This is a genomic window from Micromonospora sp. NPDC048999 (genome assembly GCF_040649295.1).
In the GTDB taxonomy this organism is placed as follows: domain Bacteria; phylum Actinomycetota; class Actinomycetes; order Mycobacteriales; family Micromonosporaceae; genus Micromonospora.
Genome location: NZ_JBEZFI010000054.1, coordinates 1 through 21,603 on the forward strand (window position 1 = coordinate 1; position 21,603 = coordinate 21,603).

30 protein-coding genes are annotated in these 21,603 nt (G+C 70.4%); 6 read left to right on the forward strand and 24 right to left on the reverse strand.

Annotated elements, in window-relative coordinates; genetic code table 11:
* Positions 1–149 precede the first annotated feature (149 nt).
* The 3 genes from AB0C02_RS30325 to AB0C02_RS30335 all read right to left on the reverse strand — a co-directional run bounded on the left by AB0C02_RS30325 (position 150) and on the right by AB0C02_RS30335 (position 2,054).
* On the reverse strand, positions 150–422 hold the full coding sequence (locus AB0C02_RS30325; protein WP_357552554.1) for a hypothetical protein: 273 nt from the start codon (positions 420–422) through the stop codon (positions 150–152).
* Positions 423–701: 279 nt separating this feature from the next.
* On the reverse strand, positions 702–941 hold the full coding sequence (locus tag AB0C02_RS30330; RefSeq protein ID WP_357552555.1) for a winged helix-turn-helix domain-containing protein: 240 nt from the start codon (positions 939–941) through the stop codon (positions 702–704).
* 357 nt (positions 942–1,298) lie between these two features.
* Positions 1,299–2,054: a GntR family transcriptional regulator gene (locus AB0C02_RS30335; RefSeq protein WP_357552556.1), complete on the reverse strand. Its 756-nt coding sequence runs from the start codon at positions 2,052–2,054 to the stop codon at positions 1,299–1,301.
* Between the two features lie 133 nt (positions 2,055–2,187).
* On the opposite strand from AB0C02_RS30335, the gene AB0C02_RS30340 reads away from it, so the two are divergent.
* From AB0C02_RS30340 to AB0C02_RS30360, 5 genes are all read left to right on the forward strand, one after another.
* A complete protein-coding gene (locus tag AB0C02_RS30340) occupies positions 2,188–2,535 on the forward strand; it encodes a hypothetical protein (RefSeq protein WP_357552557.1) in 348 nt (115 codons plus the stop codon).
* Between the two features lie 64 nt (positions 2,536–2,599).
* The gene (locus AB0C02_RS30345) at positions 2,600–2,788 is read left to right on the forward strand and encodes a hypothetical protein (protein ID WP_357552558.1); all 189 of its coding nucleotides are present in this window, start codon (positions 2,600–2,602) and stop codon (positions 2,786–2,788) included.
* Complete coding sequence (locus AB0C02_RS30350; protein ID WP_357552559.1) at positions 2,779–3,039, forward strand: hypothetical protein; 261 nt, start codon at positions 2,779–2,781, stop codon at positions 3,037–3,039. Before AB0C02_RS30345 ends, AB0C02_RS30350 begins: the two co-directional genes overlap by 10 nt.
* Positions 3,040–3,095: 56 nt before the next feature.
* On the forward strand, positions 3,096–3,299 hold the full coding sequence (locus tag AB0C02_RS30355) for a hypothetical protein (RefSeq protein ID WP_357552560.1): 204 nt from the start codon (positions 3,096–3,098) through the stop codon (positions 3,297–3,299).
* Positions 3,300–3,371: 72 nt separating this feature from the next.
* On the forward strand, positions 3,372–3,797 hold the full coding sequence (locus AB0C02_RS30360) for a hypothetical protein (protein ID WP_357552561.1): 426 nt from the start codon (positions 3,372–3,374) through the stop codon (positions 3,795–3,797).
* A gap of 246 nt (positions 3,798–4,043) precedes the next feature.
* Here AB0C02_RS30360 and AB0C02_RS30365 read toward each other — a convergent pair whose 3' ends face one another.
* Both AB0C02_RS30365 and AB0C02_RS30370 read right to left on the reverse strand, forming a co-directional pair.
* Entirely contained in the window at positions 4,044–4,292 is a 249-nt protein-coding gene (locus AB0C02_RS30365) for a hypothetical protein (protein ID WP_357552562.1), read from the reverse strand.
* Between the two features lie 73 nt (positions 4,293–4,365).
* A complete protein-coding gene (locus AB0C02_RS30370) occupies positions 4,366–4,896 on the reverse strand; it encodes a hypothetical protein (protein WP_357552563.1) in 531 nt (176 codons plus the stop codon).
* A 49-nt stretch (positions 4,897–4,945) separates the two neighbouring features.
* On the opposite strand from AB0C02_RS30370, the gene AB0C02_RS30375 reads away from it, so the two are divergent.
* Entirely contained in the window at positions 4,946–5,461 is a 516-nt protein-coding gene (locus AB0C02_RS30375) for a hypothetical protein (protein WP_357552564.1), read from the forward strand.
* Between the two features lie 8 nt (positions 5,462–5,469).
* Here the strand turns inward: AB0C02_RS30375 and AB0C02_RS30380 are convergent, their stop codons facing one another.
* From AB0C02_RS30380 to AB0C02_RS30470, 19 genes are all read right to left on the reverse strand, one after another.
* Positions 5,470–6,390 (reverse strand): hypothetical protein, encoded by a 921-nt coding sequence (locus AB0C02_RS30380; protein ID WP_357552565.1) that lies wholly within the window; start codon positions 6,388–6,390, stop codon positions 5,470–5,472.
* Between the two features lie 10 nt (positions 6,391–6,400).
* Positions 6,401–6,730 (reverse strand): hypothetical protein, encoded by a 330-nt coding sequence (locus AB0C02_RS30385; protein ID WP_357552566.1) that lies wholly within the window; start codon positions 6,728–6,730, stop codon positions 6,401–6,403.
* A gap of 15 nt (positions 6,731–6,745) precedes the next feature.
* Positions 6,746–9,517, reverse strand: coding sequence for a hypothetical protein (locus AB0C02_RS30390; RefSeq protein WP_357552567.1), 2,772 nt, complete (start codon positions 9,515–9,517; stop codon positions 6,746–6,748).
* Positions 9,510–11,501 (reverse strand): phage tail tape measure protein, encoded by a 1,992-nt coding sequence (locus tag AB0C02_RS30395; protein WP_357552568.1) that lies wholly within the window; start codon positions 11,499–11,501, stop codon positions 9,510–9,512. The genes AB0C02_RS30390 and AB0C02_RS30395 overlap by 8 nt, the downstream gene beginning before the upstream one ends.
* A gap of 4 nt (positions 11,502–11,505) precedes the next feature.
* Positions 11,506–11,796 (reverse strand): DUF4035 domain-containing protein, encoded by a 291-nt coding sequence (locus tag AB0C02_RS30400; RefSeq protein ID WP_357552569.1) that lies wholly within the window; start codon positions 11,794–11,796, stop codon positions 11,506–11,508.
* Between the two features lie 20 nt (positions 11,797–11,816).
* Complete coding sequence (locus AB0C02_RS30405; RefSeq protein ID WP_357552570.1) at positions 11,817–12,212, reverse strand: hypothetical protein; 396 nt, start codon at positions 12,210–12,212, stop codon at positions 11,817–11,819.
* 1 nt (position 12,213) lies between these two features.
* On the reverse strand, positions 12,214–12,654 hold the full coding sequence (locus AB0C02_RS30410; RefSeq protein ID WP_357552571.1) for a phage tail tube protein: 441 nt from the start codon (positions 12,652–12,654) through the stop codon (positions 12,214–12,216).
* Positions 12,651–13,055, reverse strand: coding sequence for a DUF3168 domain-containing protein (locus AB0C02_RS30415; RefSeq protein WP_357552572.1), 405 nt, complete (start codon positions 13,053–13,055; stop codon positions 12,651–12,653). Before AB0C02_RS30415 ends, AB0C02_RS30410 begins: the two co-directional genes overlap by 4 nt.
* Positions 13,056–13,084: 29 nt before the next feature.
* Positions 13,085–13,465 carry an HK97-gp10 family putative phage morphogenesis protein gene (locus AB0C02_RS30420; protein ID WP_357552573.1) on the reverse strand — a complete coding sequence of 127 codons (381 nt, stop codon included), beginning with the start codon at positions 13,463–13,465 and terminating at the stop codon, positions 13,085–13,087.
* Complete coding sequence (locus AB0C02_RS30425) at positions 13,462–13,641, reverse strand: hypothetical protein (protein ID WP_357552574.1); 180 nt, start codon at positions 13,639–13,641, stop codon at positions 13,462–13,464. The genes AB0C02_RS30420 and AB0C02_RS30425 overlap by 4 nt, the downstream gene beginning before the upstream one ends.
* Position 13,642: 1 nt before the next feature.
* Positions 13,643–14,179 carry a histone-like nucleoid-structuring protein Lsr2 gene (locus tag AB0C02_RS30430; protein WP_357552575.1) on the reverse strand — a complete coding sequence of 179 codons (537 nt, stop codon included), beginning with the start codon at positions 14,177–14,179 and terminating at the stop codon, positions 13,643–13,645.
* Positions 14,180–14,515: a phage head closure protein gene (locus AB0C02_RS30435; protein ID WP_357552576.1), complete on the reverse strand. Its 336-nt coding sequence runs from the start codon at positions 14,513–14,515 to the stop codon at positions 14,180–14,182. It abuts the gene before it with no gap.
* Positions 14,512–14,931: a hypothetical protein gene (locus AB0C02_RS30440; protein ID WP_357552577.1), complete on the reverse strand. Its 420-nt coding sequence runs from the start codon at positions 14,929–14,931 to the stop codon at positions 14,512–14,514. The genes AB0C02_RS30435 and AB0C02_RS30440 overlap by 4 nt, the downstream gene beginning before the upstream one ends.
* Positions 14,931–15,809, reverse strand: a complete 879-nt coding sequence (locus AB0C02_RS30445; RefSeq protein WP_357552578.1) for a phage capsid protein — start codon at positions 15,807–15,809, stop codon at positions 14,931–14,933. The genes AB0C02_RS30440 and AB0C02_RS30445 overlap by 1 nt, the downstream gene beginning before the upstream one ends.
* Positions 15,810–15,851: 42 nt before the next feature.
* Positions 15,852–16,490 (reverse strand): DUF4355 domain-containing protein, encoded by a 639-nt coding sequence (locus AB0C02_RS30450; RefSeq protein WP_357552579.1) that lies wholly within the window; start codon positions 16,488–16,490, stop codon positions 15,852–15,854.
* 162 nt (positions 16,491–16,652) lie between these two features.
* Complete coding sequence (locus tag AB0C02_RS30455; protein WP_357552580.1) at positions 16,653–17,420, reverse strand: hypothetical protein; 768 nt, start codon at positions 17,418–17,420, stop codon at positions 16,653–16,655.
* Entirely contained in the window at positions 17,421–18,854 is a 1,434-nt protein-coding gene (locus tag AB0C02_RS30460; protein ID WP_357552581.1) for a phage portal protein, read from the reverse strand.
* On the reverse strand, positions 18,854–20,653 hold the full coding sequence (locus AB0C02_RS30465) for a hypothetical protein (protein WP_357552582.1): 1,800 nt from the start codon (positions 20,651–20,653) through the stop codon (positions 18,854–18,856). Before AB0C02_RS30465 ends, AB0C02_RS30460 begins: the two co-directional genes overlap by 1 nt.
* Positions 20,637–21,104: a hypothetical protein gene (locus AB0C02_RS30470; protein WP_357552583.1), complete on the reverse strand. Its 468-nt coding sequence runs from the start codon at positions 21,102–21,104 to the stop codon at positions 20,637–20,639. The genes AB0C02_RS30465 and AB0C02_RS30470 overlap by 17 nt, the downstream gene beginning before the upstream one ends.
* Positions 21,105–21,603: the final 499 nt, after the last annotated feature.

Sequence of the window (21,603 nt, forward strand, 5' to 3'; positions counted from 1 at the left end):
CGCCGGCAGGTCCCGTGCCGGCGACCCGCACTTTTGCTGCCTGGCCCGATGCCCCTATTGCCGCTGTGAGCTGGGCAAACGGTCATCTTGATTTACCTGCCTCTACCGTGTTTCGTGGCGCTCTTTTGTTCCACATCTGTACCGGATGATCATGAGGCCTTGCTCTTGCGATACAGGTCGACGGTAGGGGTGTCAACGGCTGCCCGCTGGGCTACTAGAGCAGACGCCCGCTCGCGTTCGATTCTCCGCCCCAGCTGCAGCACCTCGAGGAGAACGGGACCCCGTTGCAGCACGTGCCCCGTCAGAACCATGACCCCACCGAGCGCGACCAGGAAGCCGCGATCGCTCAGGTGCCGCATGCCGACGGTGCTCACCAGTAGCCAGGACAGGGCCACCCCCGCGAAGACGATCTTGAGGCGCATGCAGTGTCTCACCCTCCGTGGCCTTAATGGACTCTCAGGAACCCACGATGAAACACCCGTTCGACCGGAGATGAAAGGGTTTGTCAGTGAAGGTCCAGTAGCCGGCCGCGGCCCGGCAAGGGCAGGGTGGCACGTGCAACTTGCATTGTGGTACCGGGATAGCAGAGCGTGATCATCTGAGCGTCCCGCAATGGCGGTTTGATCACGGAACGCGAGTGGACCGGATGCATCCTCACGCACACCGGACGGTAGCGGTCGCGTCGGAACGCGCGGATGCCGCTACGAAACGCCTTCGGGGCGATCCTCAACGAATACACCCCGGCCCGGAATTCCGTACGTCAGCCCGCGCTCCCTCAGAATGATGTGCACCTTGTCGATTGTCCCGGCCGATACCGAGTAGAGGTCGGCCAGTTGGCGAGTGCTCGGCAGCTCGGTGTGAGGCGGATATTCGCCAACCTCGATCCGCGACGCGAGATCATCAGCTATCTGCTGAAACGTCATCCGGCGGGCGGGTGCCATGTGCTGCTGTCTCCTGGCTCTTGGGCCACGGAATTGCACCATGTGGACAACCGGACAGCAACGCGATCCTCTCCCTACGTAGGGAGGTTGGGTAGGCTGCGGAGGGTCACCGTATTAATCGGGAGAGTGATCATCCATGGTCCGGCTTCGGCTCCTCGCCCATCTTCATCGCCGACCGTCACCGCGTACCGAAGCCGCGGGCGTCGCCATCCAGCGCGCCGAGCACGAAGCCGCGCGGCAACGGCTGCTCGATCTCGCTCGACGCCACCGGGCCGCCCACTTCTCTGACGGGCCACCCTTCGGACGGTTGCCATAGGCCGCCTGGTTGCGGCAGCCTCGCAGCCGGGCGGCGGGCGGTCAGCCGATAGGAAGGGCGCCGAACACTCGGGCTACGCGGCGGGCGTCGGAGACGCTGTGGAGGACCTCTACGACTCGTCCGGAGCTGTCCCGGGTCGTCCGCCAGGTCTCCAGCACCCATACAGCGTCCGGCAGGTCCAGCGTCTCCCGTTCCGCACCGGTCGGCAGCCGCGCCGCAACCTCCTCGGTCGCATCGACCAGATGCACGCCGGCCACACGCAGCGCGGCGTACAGCCCGCCGACCACCTTGCCCGGCAAGGCCAGCGGTGTGCCCTCGGCGACCTCTGCCAGGACATGGGACACCTGGAGCTGCGCCAGGTCGTCGCCGGCGAACATCCGCCGGGCCCGCCGGACCAGTCCGGCGCCCGCAGCGACTCCGAACCGGGCGGCCAGATCCGCAGCCGCCGGCACGCGGACAACTTCGTCCACCTCCACTCGGCCCGGGACGCCCTGCTCGGCGCAGGCCGTCTCCCATGGGCCCATCCCTCGGCCCGGCCGGGCCGGGTCGACGGCGGCCGCGTAGTGCGACAGAGCGAGCCGCACCGGGGGGCGGGCCACTGTCGTGCCCTGCTTGGTCGCGGCGATGACGAGGCCGGCCGCTTTGAGCGTGGCCAACGCGCGGCGCACCGTCTCACGGGAGACGGCGAAGCGGTTTGCCAGGTCATGCTCGGTCGGCAGCTGGGCGCCGGGCGAGTACTCCCCGGCCTCGATGGCGGCGCGCAGGGCAGCGGCAATCTCGCGGTATCCCATCGGCATCGGTTCGACTCCCTCCGACTGGACGATCAGCGACACACACCAGTATGCGTACGCAAAAGCTTGACGGGCCACCCCGATCCCAGCCACACTCGTTGAAAGATTTGCGTACGCAAATAATCAAAGGGTGAGGCCCGTGAACGACTGGCTGATCAACCGGATGCGCAGTCTGCAGGCCGATCCCGCCCGGTCAACCGGAGGCGCAATGATGAACGCGCGAACCGTCGCCAGGTGCATCGAGGCGCTGCCCCACCGGCTCGGCGACACCCACCTGCCAGACCGCCCGGCCTGGACCTGCCAGACGTGCCCCGACGGCCCGCCCTGGCCCTGCTCACCCGCCCGCACCCGACTTGCCGAGGCGTACGGGCCCGACCGGTCCGGGCTCGCCACGTACGTCAACGCCCTGCTCTTCGCCGCCGCCGGGGACCTTCCTCGCGCTCCGGCGGTCGAGCTGCACGAACGGTTCATCTCGTGGACCAAGTAACCGTCCCCCGGCCACGGTGCACCGCTGCTGGCCGCAGGCGTCCATCGGTCACCTGGTGCGCTCTGTGACGAGCCGACAGCCCGGCCCCGCGCTGCTCGACATCGGCCCGCAGATCCGGGCCCGCGAGCAGACCGCGGCGCTACGCCGGCTGATGGCCAACCGGGCCAGCGAATACCGCCCGCCGACCGCCACCCGTGGCCCCGTCCCAGTCCACCCATACACCCCGGTCATAGGAGATCTCGCATGGAGCTGAGGGCCGGCACTGTGGTGCAGCTCTGCCGTGAGGCGAGCGTCCAGTTTGGCGGCGACCGGGAGATATGGATGACGTTGGTCTCGGTCGACCCGAAGCCCACCTATGCGGGCTGGATCTGGCTGACCGGCTACGTGTTGAGCCGGGACGGTAAGGCGACCGGGAAGCGTGAGGTGTTCGTCCGGCGGGCCGGGGTGCGGGTCATCGGCGCAGCGCCGGCGTGGGCCGCGACCGCTGGCGCGCGAAGGAGCTAGCTGTGACGGCGAGATCCGACCGCGCCTACCCGATGTCACCCCCGCAGGTGAGGTCCATGACCCCGGGGGAGCTGTCCCGCTGCCTGGGCTGTGCAATGCCGGATGCCGACGGCCGGCACCACTGCGCGGGAGGCAAGGAACTGCCGCCGTACGGCGGGCACTGCATCTGCCGGGAGCCGGGCTGCGGGCCGGGCGGCAAGTCCACGCCGGCCACGCCGGCCACGCCGAGGCCCGCCCGCCGGCGGCGCACCACCCGTTGATGTTGGACGGCCCCGGGCGCGGCGATTGGAGCGCCGGCCCGAGGCCTTGATCAGACATAGGAGGTCTGACCCATGCACCAGTCTCACCGATTCCGCCGCGCGATCAACGTCGGCGCGCTGGTCCTGGCCCTGGCCGTCGGCCTGGCCTGCAAGGGCGAGGACGGCGGCACGCACAGCAGCCGGCCGCCGGCCGACCGGCACGTCGACCCGAAGAAGCAGCGCACCGTCGAGATCCGCGCCAAGAGCGACGCCCCGTACGACGTCGTGGTCCGGGCGGCAAAGGTCGGCGACTCCCGCGGCGACTACACCCGGGAGAAGGTCGCCGGCGGCGAGTACAAGCAGACCCTGGACTACACCTCGGGCCTGAAGATCGAGGTGATGATCACGGCGACGGGGCACCGGACGGACCCGCTGTCCTGCGAGATCGCTGATGGCACGCAGCGGTCGCGGGATCGGGCGGCCGGCACGGTGCAGTGCAAGCTGACCACCTCCCGGTGAGTCGCTGAAACGACGGCACCCCCGGCCCTGAGTAGGGCCGGGGGTGCGTTGTCCGTGCGGCTACCGGTGCCGCAGCCGCGCCCAGGCGAGGCGGATCCGCTGGCGCCAGGTGGCGCGCTGGAAGGGTGCGGGTGGGTTGAGTCTCCAGCCGTCAGTCATGCGGACAGTATGCGACACGGCGCGCAGAGTGCGGCATCGGAAAAGCGGTGGTGCCCTGCCCCGGCATCGCTGGGCGGGGCTAGCGGGCTACCTGGCGGGTGTCTCTGGCGAAGATGCCAGCCACGGCAGGTACTGCCGCAGCCACCCGTCCACCCCCGGCAGCGTCAGGACCCGGGTCACCGCCCCGATCACGCTGAGGACCTGGGCGACGGCCGGCACCTCGCTGATGCCGCCGGCGATGGCGATCGTGGGCAGCAGTGACAGCAGTGCGATCACTGCGGCAACGAGGGTGCGGACGGTCGCCCGCCACGGGTGCCGGATCTGGGTTGGCTGCATGATGCCTCCTCCTAAATGTGAAGTGGTCAGCCGGTCGACGCGTACCGAGGGCCCGAGGCGCAGACGTACCTGCTCAGGTCGGCGACGGTGATTGCGGCTGTTGCTGGAGACCGGCAAGCTGCGCACGCAGGTCACCGAGCTGCCCGGTCAGCGCGGTGATCGTGGCCTCCCGTCCGGCGAGCTGGATCCGCAGCTGGTCCCGCTCGGCCTGGACAGCGCTCAGCTCGGCGGACAGGTGCTGCTCGGATCGCGCGAGCTGGGCAATCCGGGACTCGAGCTCGACGACGCGCAGACGCAGTCGCTCGGCCTCGGCTGACGTCACGGCGAGGGACTGCCGGGCGTCGGCCAACGCCGACTTGACCTGCTGCAGCTCGGCGTGCAGGTCGGCGGTGATTTCCTGGTAGATGTCTTGCCGGATCCGGTCGGCGTCCGCGCGCAGCTGCTCGGCTTGGGCCTGCTGCTGTTGGGCCTGCGCCGCAGCCAGTACGGCCTGCGCCGAGCTGACCCGCCGGTTGAGTAGATACCCGACGACGGGGCCGACGACGGCGCCGCCGGCGATGGCACCGCCGGCGCCGATCAGCGCGTTGAGGACGCCCGGATCCACGCTAGCCTCCTCGATCGATCGGCTTGACGCGCCCTCCTAGGGTGAGCGCGTGATTTCCTGGAAATGGTCGGCGGCCGCAGCCGCCGCAGCTATGGCCGTCGGGCTGGTCGCCGGAGTCACCATCGGCCCGGCCATCACCGCCAAGCCGCAGCCGGCCGCAGCCGTGGTGGCGCAGGCCCGGACCGAGTCGGCCACCGTGGACAACATCGAGCAGATCGGCGACACCGGACGCGCCTACGTCGACATGCCCACGCCGGGGCCCACCGTCACCGTGAACGTTGGCCCATCCCGTCGTGTGCTGGTCATCCTGTCCGCGCATCTCAGCGGCCGGCACCCGGGCGCCATGTCCGTCGAGGTGTCCGGTGCATCGGCAATCCGCGCGTCGGACGTGCGCGGGTTGACCCCGCGCCTCGACGGCGGCACCGGCTCATTCACCATCCTGCTCACCGCGGCCGACGGGCTGCGCGAGGGGCCGAACGTCTTCGCGGCGAAGTACAGGTCGGTCGAGTCCGGCGACCACGCCCTGGTCGCTGGCGCCCGCAACATCACCGTCATCCCGCTGTGAGGTAACGATCACGAGGCCAAACGGCGGGCCAGCTCGTCCGCGACCTGCCGGGTCAGCGCCGGCGGGATCGCGGCGGCGATGGCCGACGGCGTCAGGCCCTCGAGCACCCCGGCGATGACCGCCTGCGTGTCGCTCCGGATGGCCAGCGCGGCGATGTCGGCCCGGGCCGCGGCGACCTGCGCGGCGATCTGCGCCAGCCCGGCGGGGATGGGCCGCCAGTTGCCGTCCGGCTGCTGCGGGTACGCCTTGGCGACCAGCGGGTCCGTGTTGTCGGCCAGCATCCGCAGCCACCAGGTGGCCGCGTTGTCCGGCCGCCCGTCGGGGCCCGCGCCGAGGCCGCCCTTGAGCAGCTTGCCGAGCATCCGTTCCACGTTGGCGAGTTGCGCGGCCTGCGCGTTGGTCAGGGCCATGGCGTCCTCCAGGAGTCCGATGGTGGTCAGGTAGCGGCGGAACAGCGGCGTCAAGTCCTTGCCCGCCTTGATCGCGTCGCGGAACCACGACCCATGGCTGTGCCACAGGTGGCTGGAGTCGCCGCTTGTACGCTTCTTCAGCCGGTCCCAGCGGCGGACGGTCTTTCCGTCCAGGGTGTAGATCCACTCCCGGATGTCCCGCGAGTCCGGGGTGCCCGCCTCAAGCTGGGCGACGATCCACCGGTTGAAGGTGTAGAGGTTGTGCGTCACCCCGCCGACGCGGACCTCGAACCAGCCGATGTCCAGCGCGGCGGCGTCGAGGGTCAGTCCGGTCCTGTCCCGCGGCGACTCCACCACGCTGTAGTCACCGGCCGCAGTCCGGTCGGCTCCGCAGTGATAGCCGCCCCGGTGGGTGGCGTCGCCGACGATGCCAACAGCGTCCGGCCTGAGCCCGTGCGGGCCGAGATGGGTAAGCAGCAGCGCGCGGACTGCCAGCAGACTTTCTGGAGCTCGGGTCACCGGTGTCTCCTCACAGCAGGATGGCGATCCAGTCGACGGCCCGGGCCGCCGTCCAGGCCCTCGAGGCGTTGGTGCTCTCGGCCAAACTCAAGCCGAAGTTGGTCGCGGTCACGCTGAACACCCGCGCGATCCACCGGTCGGCCTCGGATGCCCCGGAGTTGATCACCGGGATGACGATGGTCGGCGCGGCCGCGAACGTGCGCGGAAACGTGATGGTGCGGCTGTGGAATGTCGCGGCCGCGAAAGTGACCTGCTCACGGCCTATCTGCACGTCAGAAAAAAGGCCCTGCTTGAACATGGACGGCACCACGCGCATGCCCGGGCGGATTTCGGCCGGCATCTCACTTGTCTCCTCTCACAGGGCCACGATGGCCGGATCCCACACATCTACGGGCGTGCCGGCCGGCCAGGATCGCCGCACCCCGTTGACGCCCCGGACGGAAAGGATGGCCCGCTGCGGGTTGAGCACCGCCAGGTCGTCGACAGCGACGACGATCGGCAGCGGGTTGGTCACACTGGCCGCGAGGATGCCCCGCACGCCCACCCGGTTGCCGGTCGTCAGTGACGTGTCTGTGCCGCTCCATTGCCATGCCGGCTCGGCGTTGCCGAGGACCCAGGCTTTCGCCCGCAGTTGGCTCCCGATCGCCTGGAAGCGCAGCCGGTACTGACCGCCCGTGGTGTGCGTGAGGCCGGTCGGCACGTCACCGGTGATGTTTGTGTTGGCCCCCGCGACGCGTTTCTGCACTCGCAGGGTCACTCGCTGATCGGTTTCGAACGCCAGTTCGGCCCAGTACTGGTTGTCGGTATCGGTGTAGCGGGCCATCAGACCGAACTGGGCGGACCCGCCGGTCATGAGCGTGCCCAGCGCGATCGTGATGAGGACGTCGACGTCCGGGCTGCCCGCGTCGAGCCAGATCATCCGCCGAGTGTTGACCGCCTCGACCGACATCCGGCCGACCGACGGCGACCCCGGACACGAGTACCGCGCCTCGGTGCCCACCTGCGTTGGCGTCCACGGCTGCCCGGTCTCGGCGGCGCCCCATCCGGCGCTGACCGTGCGAGGGAATCCGTCGACGACGGCCGGCCCGATGCTGGCCGCCTGCACCCACTCCCCGCCAACCCGCATCTCTACCGGCATGTCGCCGGCGGCAGTGGTCCATGGTCCGTCAGCAGCCGTGCTGGTGATCTGCATGACCAGCGCGCCAGCGGTCACGCCGGCCGCCAGGGCTGTGCCGTCAGCGCACACCAACCGGTTCCCGCCCACCGTAGCCACCTCGTACGGGCTCGCCGGCACGCAGGCGTACGTGATCGTCCGGGTGTCCGAGCCGATCACCTCGGTCACGCCGAGCACGATCAGAGACACCTCACGGTCGCCCATGTCCGCCGGCAGGTTGGTCACCATGATCCGGTCACCGACGTCCACGGCGGCCGCAGCGGGGGCCAGCGCTGGCCACGCAGCTAGGTCGACAGTCAGTTGCGACACCCGCAGCTCGTCGACGGCGCCCCGGTGTAGACCCCACCAGGCGTGATCGGGCAGCGTAGCGTCGTCGGCGGGGTTGACGTCGACCTGGCCGGCGTACCGGCCGATCCCCGCCGGCGGCGGCTGCACCGACATCGGCCCGGCCTTGAGCACCGCCCGCGCCTCCACACCGGAGGCTGTGCTCTTCGCCGTGACGTCGTTCCTTGTGCCCAGATCGTCCACGACCGGGTCGAACGGTTCGGCTACCTGGGACCAGTCGAGGGTCAGCGCCGGCGGCTGGTTGTAGAGAGTCGCGACGGTACGCAGCACGAGGCCGAGCTGGTCGCGCGGCTCGTACAGCAAGCCGCCGTCGGTGCGCTCGATCTCGCCCAGCAGGTCGGCCATGGCGACGCCAGTGCGCTGCGGGCCCATCGGCCGCGTATCGGCCGCGACGCCTACCACCGTGGCGGGGATGCCCTCCTCACCGCACAAGCGCAAGAACCGCGCAGCGGCGGTCTCACCGACGTGTCCCCGTCCGGCCGTGTGTAGACGCGTCACCGCAGCGGCCAGCGCGGCAGTGCTGCCGGCCAGGATCGCCGGGTGGCCGACGCTGATCTTGCCGATCTCGGACGATCCCAGGTTCTGGGTGAACACGCCCATGCGGATCTTGAAGACGCCGGCGATGCTGGCCGACGGCAATGTGCCGGTGCCGACCTGCGCTCCGTCGAGGTACAGGGTGACCGTGAGGCTCGACCCGGACGGCGCGAACACCACCGCCACATGCCGCCACCCGTCGACGAACGGCCGCACGACGGTGATCGGCGCACCAGCCGATGCGGACAGTTCCACCGTGTCGGCGGTCCCGCCCGCACCGGTACTGCCCGGCGGCCATGAGAGCAGGGTGGCGTCCACGTCGGCGCCGTCGCTGCGGAACAGGGTCAGCGTCGCCTGCGTGAATATCCCGTTCGCGCCCGTCTTCGCCGGCAAGGCGGTGCGGGTCCAGAACGACACGGCAAGCGCCGGCGCGCCCCCGGGGGCCGTGCTCACCTCGACTCCGGCGAGTCCCCGCTCCGTCTCCAGCACGGGCAGCGTGCCGGAGCCGACCAGGCTGTCATCAGACCACTGCAATGGCCGGATGGTCCTGGCACCGGAGTCACGCAGACGCCCCGATGCGACGCCGGGCAACGGTGACGTGAGCAGTTCAGCGGCTCCGGCGTCCTCCAGCGGCCAGTACGCGACAGCGGTGGGCTCGACCATGTGCGCCCGGTACAGCGCGGACCGGGTCGGGTCGGCGCCCTGCCCGTACCGGCGTAGGATCCCGGCGCCCTCGATCTCCGTCCACGCGTCGCCCTGACCGTTGGTCGGGTCGGCGTCCAGCGACCGGCCGGGCTTCCACGTGGCGACCTCGCCGACGAAGCGCACGTCGCCGTTGACGGTTCCCCGCACCGGGGTGTTGCGGCCCACCAGCCCGTACAGTGGCGAGCTGGCGTTGCGCGGGTTGTAGTTTCCGCTGCGGTTGTCGACGGTGCCGGTCAGCTTCGACGGGGACACCTCGGTGGCCTCGTCGCCGTGCCCGCGGGTGATGGTCACCGGGTCACGGGCATAGGTTGGTGCTGGCCGCCACGCCCCGCCGTAGTACAGCTCTACGGCGAGGTCCTGCCTACCCATGGCTGACCGCCACCCGACCGCCGCGCACGGTCAGCTGGATCGCCCCGGTCCGGACCGCGCGCTGGAACCACTCGGCGAGCAGTCGTTCCAGCGGTGTTCCGCCACCCCTCGTCTCGACCCGTAGCGTGCCGCCGGCGCCGCCGTTGGCGAAGTCACGGGCGCCGCGCGGCAGGGGCACCACGGCCTCGTCTTTGCCGCCCTCGCCGGCCACCACCAGCCGGCCGCCCGGTGTGGCCGGAACGATGCCGCCGTCGGCCAGGCGGGGGATCTGCACGGGGCGGAGATCGAAGCCGCCGACTTTGCCGAGGCCGGGGATGTTGATCGAAGGGATGGACAGGCTCAGCCCATTCCACTTGTCGATCAACCAGTTGATCGCGGCGCGGAAAGCGTTCTTGATGCCGTCCCACATGCCGGAGGCGGCCGCACTGATCTTCTTGGGCAGCCCCTTGAAGAACCCGAGTAGCGCGTCCCACTTCTCAACGATCCAGTCCTTGACCGCCCCGGCTCCGGCCTTGATCTTGTCCCAGTTCTTGGTGATCCACAGGACCGCGAGGCCGATCGGCCCGGTGATGATGGCGAGCAGCAGCGGCCAGTTCTGCTTGATCCAGTTCCAGACGAAAGCGATGCCGGCTTTGATCTTGTCCCAGGCCCATGACCAGGCCTTCTGAAACCAGTCGGTCTTGGTCGCGATGATGACGATGATCGCGACGAGTGCGATCACGGCGAGGACGATCCAGGTGATCGGGGAGGTCCAGAGCGCGAGGTTGAGGACGGTCTGCACGGCCGTCCACACCTTGAGTACCAGGATGATCGTGCCGATCACCGCGGCGAGGATCCCGAGGCCGGTCGCCAGCGGCGTCACCCAGCCGGAGTTCTTCTGCAGCCAGCCGAACGTCTTCTCGATGTACGGCACGGCCTCCGCGAGCTTGTCCACCAGCGCCTGCTTGGCGGCCCGCTTGAACCGGTCCAGCTTCTGGCCTGCGGTCTCCTGGATCGTGTCGCCGGCGGCCTTGGTCGCCCCGGTGAAGCCATCCATCTGGGCGGCCGCGGTGTTCAGGTCCAACGCGAGGACAGCGTCGCGCATGTCCTCCCACTTGGTGCCGAGCAGCCCGACACCGGCCGTGTTCTGGTCGACCGGGTCCTTCATCGCCCGCAGCCCGTCCAGGATCTGGTTCATCCCCTCGGCCGCGGCCGGCCCGCCCTGCGCGATCTTCGCGGTCATCCTGTCGGCGTCCAGGCCGAGCAGCTTGTACGCCTCACGGGCGGCCTCGGATCCGTCGATCGCCCGGATCCCGAGCTCCTTGAGGCCGTCGGCTACCTGGTCGGCGTTGCGCGCGCCGGCCTGGAGCCCCTGCGACAGCAGACCGATCGCGTGCTGCCCGTCCAGCCCCAGCGACCGGAACAGGGTGGAGTATTCCTCGAAGGTGTCCATCAGGTCGCCGGCCTTGTTGACACCGATCTGGGTGGCCTTGACGAGCAGGTCCATGGCCTCTTCGGCGCTGCCGGCCAGGCCCGTCTGCAGCATCGTGGTGACCGCGGCAGACACACGGTCGGTCTCTTCCTCGACCACCGTCGCCACGGTGAGCAGCGACTTCACGGTGCTCTGACTGGCCGCGTCGGCGGCGTTGCCCATGTCGATCAGGCCCTGCTGGGCAGCGGACCGGATCGCGGAGGTCACCGCGGGCATGTCCTCGCCGAATCCGGCGGCGTACACCTGACCGGATAACTTGCCGAGGTCGCCGGCCAGCTCCGGGCCAGCGCCGAGCTGAGCCGCGAGCACACCCTGCAGCTTCGACTGCTCCAGGGTGTCCCCGATACCGACGATCAGGGCGGCGGCGATCGCGGCGCCGGCGATGGCGGCGCCCTTCTTCACCCCCGACCAGAGCTTTTCGAGCTTGGCCCCGATGGCCTTGGTGCCCTTCTCAACGCCGTCGGGGTCGATGCCGATCTTGATCATCAGGTCCGCCAGGGTTGCCACGGTCACCCCCTCACTGCTCGTGGCCACCCATGGCCCGGTTCAGGGACTTGATCAGCCGTAGGTGGTCCTCGCCGGTCTGCTCGCCGGCGGCCGCCGCCGCGCCCCGTTGGTCCCAGCGGGGGATGAAGTCCTCCGGCTTGGCCACGCGGCCGCCCTTGCCGCGGTTGGCGTTGGCGATGGTGGAGGCGATGATCGCCGCGTGGATGTCGGCGCGGTCCGGGCCGAGCGGGCCGGTCACCCGCTCGTACGCGGCCCACGCCGACAGCTCCCGGGCGTCGATGCGGGCGAGCAGCTCGCCCACGGTGTAGCCCAGGTGCGCCGCTAGTCGGTGGCGGAATCGTCGCCCTGGGTCGCGCCGAAATCCTCGGTCAGCTTGTCCACGTCGTCCTCGGTCAAGCCGGCGATCACCTTGCAGGCGTCGAACAACCTGTCGAGCGGCTTGGCGTTCTTGCGGCCCAGCGCGTTGACGTCCTGCTCGGAGAACAGCGACGTCCCGTGCTCGTCGACGGCGCACAGCACGATCAGCTTCGCCCGCGCGTTACGCATGTTCATCTGCCGGTTGCCGCCGCGCTGCTGGATCAGCGACTGCTCGTAGGCGTCCCGCTGGGCGCCGGTGATCGACCGGATCCGCACGGCGCCGCCCCACTCCGGGCAGTCCACCACGTCGTAGCTGCGGTCCTCCGCGCCGAGGATCGCGTCACGATTCAGGAACTCCATCTCAGGCACCTTCCCCCGTCTTGGCCAGGGTCGGCTTGCCCGACACCTTGATGGTGATCGACCGGCCCATCTTGTCGTCGTACGGGAACTCGTCGCCGACCTTGGTGAGGATTCCCTTGATCGACCAGGTGTGCTCGTTCTCCGTGCCCGGCAGGATCACGATCTGGTAGCTCCGCGGGGCGTCGTCGTCGAAGTCGTCGTCCAGGTCGTGGGTGTCCTCGGCCGGGTCGTAGTTGAGGTCGAGGCTGACCTCGCCGCCGTCCTTGAGGCTGCCGATGTATTGCTTCCACCCATCCGGGCTGCCGTGGTTGGTGACGTCGATGGTCTCCCGCGACCGTTCCGGCCCGGAGATGCTGGTGACGTTGGCGATCGCCGTGAACGCCTCCGGCGATTTGCCGTCGCCCCTCTTGAATTGCGTGCCGAACGCGTCGACGCCGCTCACGTTGCCTCCTCCTGTGCGGTCTTGATGCGGAACCGGATGATGTGGTGCCGCACCTGCGGATTGGGGTCGGGCAGGGCTTGGTCGAACTCGCAGCGGATCGACACCACCCGGTGCCCGGTCAGCAGCACGGACAGCGCCGCCGCCTGGTGGTCGAGCAGCTCGACGATCCGCGCGGCGATCGCCTGCCCCTGTTGGTTGCCGCGGGCCTCGGTCCAGACGTGGAGCGTCGCGACGATCTCTCGCCCGTAGCTGGTCAGGTCGTTGTCCGGGGTCGACAGGTGATCCCCGATCCGCACGTACGGCTTCGGGGTGCCCTCGGGCACCTGGTCGTGCACACCACCGGTGGCCATGTCCAGCAGCGGTGCGTCCCCGGTCAGACGCCGGTAGATGGCCGTCTGCACGGGGTGGAGCGGCGACCGAGACACGAGGGTCACTGGAGTAGGCCCTTCAGCATGCCGCCGACCTCGGTCTTGATGCGGTCAGGGAACCGCTTGCGGGACCGCTCCGCGGCCGGGGTCGCGAACGGCTGCTCCGGGGTGTCTTCGGTGCCGTGCTCGACGAAGGTGGCGTGCCGGGCGGTGGCCACCGCCTGTCCGCTGAGCCCGTCGTTGGTGATCACCGGATGCATCGACGCGATCAGCTCACCGGTGTCCCGAGGGGCGGTACGCCGCATGTCGGCGACGACCTCCCCGGTCTCCTCCCGCACAGCCTTGCGGGCGCCCTCACCCACCGCCGCGGGCAGCCCCTTCAGCACGCGGGCCAGCTTGTCCATGCCCTCGACGGTGACGGCCTGCTGACGGGCCACGGTCACTCACCCGCCTGCCCGCGCAGCTCCGCGGCCGCCGCGGACAGCGCGTCGGCGAGCAGCTCGCCCACGCGGTCGCTGGACATGGCAGCCTGGACCTCGGCCGAGGCGATCTCGATCGTGCCGACCAGACACTCGGGCCCGGACCCGACACGCATGTACACCCCGATGGTGGTGTCCATGTCAGCCCTCCGGGTGCGCGGCCCGATACTGCTCGACGACCGCCGTCGGGATCTTGCCGCGCGGCGACACGTCAATGCCCTGGCCGGCGGCCCAGGCCCGGATCCGGGCCCGCTCCACCGCCTCGTCGACGTCCCCGGTCTGGGTGTCGTCCCCCTGCGGCGCGGCCGGGCCGTCAACGGGCACATACACCTCAGCCCGGTCGGCCAGGGTGCGCACGTCCACGGTCTCCGGCCCGTCGGCGGCCGCCAGGCGCTCGTCCAGGGCGTCGCAGATCTCCTGGGTGCTTGCGTCGACGTCCAGCTGCAGCAGCGCGCGCACCCGCCCGCGCACCGGATCCTCCTCGGTGTTCACCGCCGCCTCGAGTGCCTCGCCGTCGTCGACGGCGTAGTCCGGGCGGATCGGCGCCCACAGGTGCGGGTATCGCTCGACGATCTCGTGCCCGGCATGCGCGGTGGTGACGCCCTGGCGCACGATGCGCCGCTGCCCGTCGGGGGTAACCGTGGTACCCGTCTTGGCCGCGATCATGGTCTGTTGCATCTACGTCCCCTCGGACTGGGTGCGCTCGCACTGCGCACGCAGGTAGACAGGCTCGGAAGGGTGGACGGTGGCCCACACCCGGTACGTCTCACCGTCGCCGCGCAGCTCGTCACCGCGGCGCACATCCGCGGTCGGCTGCAGGTGCACCACGGCGTCGAGCTGCGCGCCGGACTGCCCGGCCGCGGTCCTCTCCTCTGCCGACGGCTGCGACACCTTGGCCCGGACGGTGTCGACCTGGGTGCGGGTCACCACCTGGCCGCCTGCCCCGTCGCCGGTACTGGTCGGCCGCCACACCTGCAGATGCCGGGGCAGCTCGTGCACGCCGATCGGGATCATGAGCCGAGCAGGCTTTCGCCGTCGCCGGACCACGGGCTGACCACCGTCACCGATCGGAAGCCGTTGCCGCCGGCGGCCTTGCGGACGGCTTTGGCCTCGGCGTCGGTGAGGTACACGATCGCGCCGCCGTCCAGGCCGGCCCGGTCGTAGGACTTGTTGCTGTCCCCGATCGAACGCTGCGACAACGCTTCAGGGTTGGTGAACGCGCGCAGGGCGACGTCGACGCAGATACCGGCGACTCGGTGCGGCACGTCGACCAGCTGGCCGCCGACGGCCCACGTCTTGCCGGCCTCGTCCCGGATCAGCGCGCTCGCGTCGGCGAGCCGGTTCTCCGCCCGGGTCGCCTCGGCACCCTCCGGGGTGTAGCCGAGGCGACCCGCGAGCGCGGCCAGCGGCGCCAGAGGCGGCAGATCCATCAGGACGACGACTTCGTGGTGATCTTGACGGCCCGCTTGCGGGCGTTGCTGGCGTCGAGGACGACCGAAGCGCCGCCGAACGTGCTGACCACGCTGGCGTCGGACAGCTTGTCGGGCACGTACTGGAAGATCTGCCGCAGCCCGATCCCGCCCTCCTCGTGCGTGGCCGAGCTGGTCGCCCCGCGCGGGGTGACCGGCAGCCGGGACGCGAACACCAGCCCGCTGCGGTGGTAGGCCACCGCGTGCCCCGCCGTCAGCCCCGCCGACTCCACGAACGTGAATCCGCGGTAGCGGCCGATGATCGCCTCCCGCAGCGCCGCGCTGCTGCCCGACGCGTCGACCCGCGACATTCCGTCGAGGGACAGTACGTGGGTGGCGACCTCCGGGCTGACGGCCATATACCGGTCGTCCAGCGGCACGTCCGCCCGGCCCAGCTTCTCCCGTGCCTCCAGCACGATCTCGTCGATGTTGGAGCCATCGGCCTCCAGCTGCAGGTCTGCGGAGAGCCCGTTCATCGCGGCCGCCACCTTGGCCTCGGCGCCCGCGGCGACTGCGGAGACCTGAGGGAGGGTAATCTGCCGGCCGAAGTTTTCCAGGCTGTAGGTCAGCTCCTGGTCGGACACGAGCTTGGCGTGGTACAGGTGCGACAGGGACACGTCGACGGGCACCTCGTCGACGTCGTCGTAGGTGATCGTCGCGCCCGGGTTCGCCTGCTCGCGGGCGGCCGACGGCTGCGGCACCCGCACGGTGATGGTGCCGCCGTTCGGCCCCGTGTACTCGTTGCCCGGTACCCGGGCGACGGTCATCACCAGCACCAGCCGCCGCACGAGCAGCTGGATCGCCAGCGATGAGATGCCCTTCGCGGTCAGAACAGCCACTGTGGCTACTCCCTCACGTCACGGCCCAGCGGCTTGCTGGGCTCAGAATGGGTTCTTGAGGATTTCGTCGGCCATCTCGGCCGCGCTCTTCTCCCCGCTGGCGCCCGGCACCGCGCCGGAGGTCAGCTTCTCCTTCGGCCGGGTGCCCGCCGGCGGCAGCTTCCGGGCCTCTCCGCCCTCACCACCCTCGGCCGTCCCGCCGGCGTCCTTGCCACCGTCGGAACCCTTGCCGTCACCGGCCCCGTCCTTGCCGCCGTCGGAGTCCTTGCCGTCACCGGCCCCGTCCTTGCCGCCGTCGGCGTCCTTGCCGTCCTTGCCGTCCTTGTCGGCCGGCCGGAACGCGGCCAGCAGCTCGTCGGCGTCGCGCTCGAGTTCCTCCCGGGTCTCCCCGGCGAGTCGCTTCGCCTGCGCGGCAGTCAGCCCCTTCGCGGACGCCACCTCCGTGATCAGCGCCCGGCGCTCAGCCTTGGCCGCCCGATCCTCGAGGCCGGAGACCTTCTCCACCAATTTGTCCAGCGCGGACTTACTCTTGTCGGCCTCGGCCGCCTTGGCCCTCAGGTCGTCGTAGTCCGCGTACTTCTCCCGGTCACGGGCCAGCCGCTCCCGCACGATGCGGTCGACGTCGGCCTGCGTGAACGTGCCTGCTCCGCCGGCGTTACCGCCGTCGTTCTCCGTACCCATCCGGATCTCTCCGTTCCCGACCCCACGGGGTCGTGGTTGCCCCGGCCCGCCCGGGCCGGGTGGTTGTCACTCGCCCGCGCGGGCGAGAGCCGCGTTGCCCCTGAACATGACCTCTTCGAGCTTCGTGATTGCGAGGCTCTTCTCCCGGCCATCAGGGGTTGGTTACTGGCTGCTGCCGCTGCCGGCGAGGTGCCGGCGGAACGCGTTGAGCGCGTCGTTGCTGGTGCCCCGGCTCAGCTCGCCGGCGTCGGCGGCCTCCCGCTGGGCGACCTGCCACGCCTCGGCGAGGCGGGCGTTGACCTCGAGGGTGCGCGAGCCGCGGTAGTACGGCTCGGCCGAGCAGCCGCAGTGGTCGTGTGCCTCGAAGCGGGCTGAGCGCTGCGACGCGTAGGCGGGGCCGCGGCTGGCGACCATGGCGCAGAACGCGCACGGGCTGCCGGAGGTGACCCGCTGCCAGCCCTCGGTCTCACGGTCGCGGCGGACTGAGCCGACGATCGTGCCGCGGCCGCCGCCGAGCACCAGCCGCGTCGCGGACCCGAGGACCCGTACCAGCCCGCTCCGGCTGGCCTGCGCGGCAGACTGCCCGGCCCGCACCGCGGCGGTCACACCGTCCAAGCCGGTCACTCGCAGCGTCTCCCGCACCAGCACCGGCGCGGGCGGCTCTACCAGCACCGCGTATGCGGTACCCGCCGCGCCCTCCGCCGCCCGAAACCGCTCGAAGTAGGCCGCGGCGAGGCCGGTGGAGTCGCCGTGGCGCTGCCGGATGATGATCTCGGCCGCAGTCGCGAACCGGGCGAACGTGGCCTCCAGGTCGCCGTGGTCGAACAGCGTCCACAGCCGGGTCAGATCCGCGAGGACGTCCGCGCGTAGGACCAGCTGCGCCTGCCGGTGCGCCACGGTCAGCTGCGCGCCGGCGACGGTGCGGGCCACCTACGCCTCGACACCCGGCGGCAGGATCAGCCCGCCCGCACTGGTCCGCTCGCCGCTCGCGCCGGCACCCCCGGCCTGCCGCTCCAGCAGCGCGGTCAGGTTGCCCAGCGCGTCGCCCTGCGCGGCCGCAGCCTTCCACCGGCGTACGTCCTGCTGCGTGGCCCCGGGGACCCGGTCCCACAGTTCCTGCTGCGGGATGCCGAGCATCTGCGCCAGCTTGCCCAGCCCGTCGACGACTGCGGCGAAGCTTCGCGCGCTCGTGTCGCGCCAGATCATCTGCGCGTCGTCGGGCACCACCTGGTCGATCATCGCGCCGACGACCTGCATCGCCTGCTCGTGCGACTCGCCCATCCCGGTCTGCCGCTCCTGTGCCTTGCGCTCCCGGCCGATCTCCGCTGCAGCGAGGGCCTCGGCGGACAGGTTGACCAGTTGCCCGGTGAGCTCATGTACCGGGGTCTGCGACAGGGTGGCCGCGTACTTCAACCCGGCCTCCCGGCTCTCCAGGTAGCCGCGCAGCTCGGTCTGGCTGAACTCGCCGAGGGCGATGTCCTCGGGGTGCTCGTCGAAGGTCCACAGCTGCGACGCGGCGGACTGCATCTTCGTCTCGGCGTTGGGCGGGGTCCACCCCTTGATCCACCGCTGCCGGAACGCGCTGTACCATTCCGCCGCCTTCAGCCCGAACGAGGTGAGGTTGATCTGGTCCTGAAGAGGGATCATCGGCGCGACCTGCCCGCACACCATCTGCAGAGCACCGTCGCCGCCGGCGCCGCCGACGAGGAGCTCCGGCGCGGCATCGTCCTCCAGGTCCAGATCCTCCGCATCCCGGTAGCGCACCACCGGCGTCCACGGCGACCCGTGCGGGACCGGCTCGCCCACCAGCTCGAATCCGGATGAGTCGCTCCGCCGTGTCAGCTGGTAGACCATCTCCTCGTCGTAGAGCCGCCAGTCACCAGCCGCCGGCCGCTTCTCCAGCGCGTACCGGCACCAGTCCGGATCCGCGCCGTATTGGGCGGTGAGCAGCCGCGGTGACACCGGCCGCATCACCGGCACCGGGTCGCCCGGCGTGATCACCAGGTACGCGGTGCCGTAGGCGATGGCGGCGCGGTGCAGACCGGTCTGGTGCTTGTTCATTCGGTTGGCCGTCCACACCGACCACACCGGCACGGTCACGTCGTCGCCGGACTCGTCCTTGGCATGCATCCCGTCGACGAACAACGCCTGGGTGAGGCTCTCGACCACGATGTCGATGACGTTGACCCGCGAGGTACGGGCCATCTCCCGCACCTCGTTCGGCGCCGAGGACGGGATCACAGCGGGAAGCGGCTGCCGGCCCTTCCAGTACCGGCGCAGGATGTCCAGCTGCGCCCGCTCGCCGGTCTGCACCTGCGCCAGCTCGGCGGCCTTCTCCGCGACCTGTTCCTTGGTCAGTGCCATCAGATGAACACCGCCTCTCCCGCCGCTCGTACCCGGACCCGGCCGCTGTTGAGGGCCAGTCGGCGGCCCATCCGTGCGCCGACCATGCACACCGCCAGGTCGACCAGCTTCTTGCTGTCCCGGGTGACCTTGCCGAGGCTCACACCCCACGGGTTTGTACGCCGGCGCGCGTTGTGGGTGTGCATCCGCAGCGCCGGGTGCCCGTCAGTGGTGAACACCGGGACCGGCTCTCCGTCGGGGCCGAGCGGCCAGTCGTCGTCAATGTCCCTCTGGCACTGCATCGCAGCCTCGGTGAACGCCTTGTTCCGCAGCACCCCGCCGTGCGTCTTGATCCGCATGTCGAACAGCACCGAGTGCCCCTGCCGGGCACCACCGGGTGTCGCCCACACCCGCAGCTGCCGTCGGAAGTCCCGGTGCCAGCCGTCGATCAGCTCCATCCAGTACAGCGACTCGTCCTCGTCGTCGCGCGCCGGCGACGGGTCGACACCGAACCACACGACCTTGTACCGGTTGCACGCCAACCGCACGGCGGCGTCAACTTCGTGCCGCGGCGCCAGCCAGCCCTTGCCGCGGTCGCCGTGCGGCCGCTGCCACACGCCGAGCGTGAACACGTGCCCGTCCGAGATCCGGCAGGCGACCAGGCCTGTCGCGTCCGTCGACTTGCTGCAGTCGAGGAACATGCTGATCTGCTCCCGGTCCGCGACCACCGTGCCCGGTCGGGCCATGTCGTCGAAGCGGCGCGGGTCGATCCAGGCGTCCTCGGCGTGGCCCAGGCCGTTGAGGTAGAACCGGATCGAGTCGCCCTCGCTCGTTGACGGGTCGAGCACCTCGTCGACCTTGCGCACCAGGTCGGTCCACGGGGCATCCATGTACGCCGCGCGTACGCCCGCCTCGAGGGAGGCCTCGTTGTACAGGTCGGTTGACGGCGGGGCCTCGATCGAGTCGTACAGGATGTCCCGGCGTTTGGCCTGCCCGGACACCTGTGCCTGCCACGCGACGAACGAACGCTCGCCTTCCGAGTCGGTGCCCGACACGTGCGCGTTCGTGAACTCGCACAGCCGCGCCTGGAGGTAGGCGGGGGACTTGCCGACGTTGCGTCGGGCCACCGCAGCGACCTTGTGGCCGCCGGAGCTCTCCGTCATGTGGTGCGACTCGTTTAGCGCGATGTACGTCGCCGGGTCACCCTCGGCGGTCTTCTCGCTGGCGGTCAGGATCTCCATACGGCCGCCGCTACCGTCGGTCAGGTTGGTGCGGGTCTCGCCGCAGTCGATGCTGTAGTGCTCGCGGGTGACCTGCGGCAGCATCGCGTTGGCGACGCGCATCATGTCCTTGGACTGTGCCTCGCTGTTGCTGGCGATCTGCACCAGCGGCATCCGGTGCCGGACACCGATCCAACGGTCATCCCGCCGCACCAGACGGGCAGGTCCGACCAGCTCGATGTCGCACAGCGCCGCGCCGAACGGGTCCTTCCCGGTTCCCTTCGCTCCCCGCTTGACTCCGCGCCGATAGAGCCACCGGCCGGTTTTCGGGTCGTACGCGTACCACAGGTGAATAAATCGCCGCTGGCCCGGGGTGAACTGCCACTGCTCGCCCGTGAGGTGGTGGATCAGACCCGGCTCGCCGGTGTCGTCGTAGGAGCGCCACTCCGCCCAGGCGATGATCTGCGGGCCGATGCTCGCCGGCAGGTCCTCCAGCCGCGCCGGCCACGGCAGCGTGCACCAGGCCCCGGTGCCGTTCCACCGGTCCAGGTAGTAGCCCGGCGGCAGCTCCAGCGCGCCGAGGTCAGCCGTAGAGGTCACGGTAGGCGTCGAGCTGGACCACACCGGCGCCGTCGCCGGCCGCAGGCGTCTTCGGTTCGACGTACCGGATGCGCAGGTCCCGGCGCGCGTCGAGGGTCACGCCGAGCAGCTTCTCGCGGATCCGCACCTCGCTGGCGGGGCCGGTGGCCTCCACCCAGCGGGCGTGCACCTCGGCCGAGTCCACGGCGAACTGCCAGTCGGACGGCTCCCACAGCCGGCAGTGCGGCATGGTGCTGACTGTCTCCCACCACCGTCTGGTCGCCGCCGGCCAGCCGCCGCGCTTGGACACCGCCTTGCCGTCCTTGTCCTCAACCCGCACCATCCGCGTCGGCAGCGACGGATGGTCACCGTCGTAGGGGAGGTTGACGACCTCCGCCCAGTCATGGGTGGCCGGGTTGCGGTGCCGCACCTGACTGCGGTCATCCTTGGGCTTGCGACCGGCCACCGCCACCAAAACCACCTCCTAGCTGGGCGTATAGATTTGAGTTTCGTACAGGCTGGCAGCCGCTAACCCCCGCCGCTCAGCCACCCCGGGGGCGGGGGGACCCTCCCCACCCCTCGTCACGCTCAGTCACAGCAAACCTGGATGACGGCCGGTCGACGGCCGCAGTCGCGACGGTCGCGACACGTTCGCGGCCGCCGCGCCCTGCTGCCCAGTGCGATGGCTGTGACAGCGAGAGCACACGCCGCGCAAGTTCGCGTCGCTGTGATCGGCGGGGTCGTCGACGTGGTCGACCTCGACGCTCTCCGCGCCCCGGCAGTGCGTTTGCAGCTGGCACGTCGAATCACGGCGAAGGATCCGTGGGCGAATGCGTGACTGCCAGCCCCGAGGTAGGGGGGAGGTCCGCCAAGCGGTGGGGGGTCTTTCCTGGCGGGTGGTCATCGTTTGCCACCCCCCGGGGTCAAGTCGAGAGGCCAGGTCTGTTGCTCGCCTACTTAGCCGGCGGCGT

Excerpts from the sequence above, each read along its gene's own strand:
- AB0C02_RS30355 (WP_357552560.1), top strand. The coding sequence starts at position 3,096 with ATGACCCCGGGGGAGCTGTCCCGCTGCCTGGGCTGTGCAATGCCGGAT.
- AB0C02_RS30325 (WP_357552554.1), bottom strand. The coding sequence starts at position 422 with ATGCGCCTCAAGATCGTCTTCGCGGGGGTGGCCCTGTCCTGGCTACTG.
- AB0C02_RS30330 (WP_357552555.1), bottom strand. The coding sequence starts at position 941 with ATGGCACCCGCCCGCCGGATGACGTTTCAGCAGATAGCTGATGATCTC.
- AB0C02_RS30360 (WP_357552561.1), top strand. The coding sequence starts at position 3,372 with ATGCACCAGTCTCACCGATTCCGCCGCGCGATCAACGTCGGCGCGCTG.
- AB0C02_RS30405 (WP_357552570.1), bottom strand. The coding sequence starts at position 12,212 with ATGGAGTTCCTGAATCGTGACGCGATCCTCGGCGCGGAGGACCGCAGC.
- AB0C02_RS30425 (WP_357552574.1), bottom strand. The coding sequence starts at position 13,641 with ATGGACACCACCATCGGGGTGTACATGCGTGTCGGGTCCGGGCCCGAG.
- AB0C02_RS30460 (WP_357552581.1), bottom strand. The coding sequence starts at position 18,854 with ATGGCACTGACCAAGGAACAGGTCGCGGAGAAGGCCGCCGAGCTGGCG.
- AB0C02_RS30430 (WP_357552575.1), bottom strand. The coding sequence starts at position 14,179 with ATGCAACAGACCATGATCGCGGCCAAGACGGGTACCACGGTTACCCCC.
- AB0C02_RS30365 (WP_357552562.1), bottom strand. The coding sequence starts at position 4,292 with ATGCAGCCAACCCAGATCCGGCACCCGTGGCGGGCGACCGTCCGCACC.
- AB0C02_RS30350 (WP_357552559.1), top strand. The coding sequence starts at position 2,779 with ATGGAGCTGAGGGCCGGCACTGTGGTGCAGCTCTGCCGTGAGGCGAGC.
- AB0C02_RS30450 (WP_357552579.1), bottom strand. The coding sequence starts at position 16,490 with ATGGGTACGGAGAACGACGGCGGTAACGCCGGCGGAGCAGGCACGTTC.
- AB0C02_RS30335 (WP_357552556.1), bottom strand. The coding sequence starts at position 2,054 with ATGCCGATGGGATACCGCGAGATTGCCGCTGCCCTGCGCGCCGCCATC.
- AB0C02_RS30435 (WP_357552576.1), bottom strand. The coding sequence starts at position 14,515 with ATGATCCCGATCGGCGTGCACGAGCTGCCCCGGCATCTGCAGGTGTGG.
- AB0C02_RS30385 (WP_357552566.1), bottom strand. The coding sequence starts at position 6,730 with ATGCCGGCCGAAATCCGCCCGGGCATGCGCGTGGTGCCGTCCATGTTC.
- AB0C02_RS30440 (WP_357552577.1), bottom strand. The coding sequence starts at position 14,931 with ATGGATCTGCCGCCTCTGGCGCCGCTGGCCGCGCTCGCGGGTCGCCTC.
- AB0C02_RS30390 (WP_357552567.1), bottom strand. The coding sequence starts at position 9,517 with ATGGGTAGGCAGGACCTCGCCGTAGAGCTGTACTACGGCGGGGCGTGG.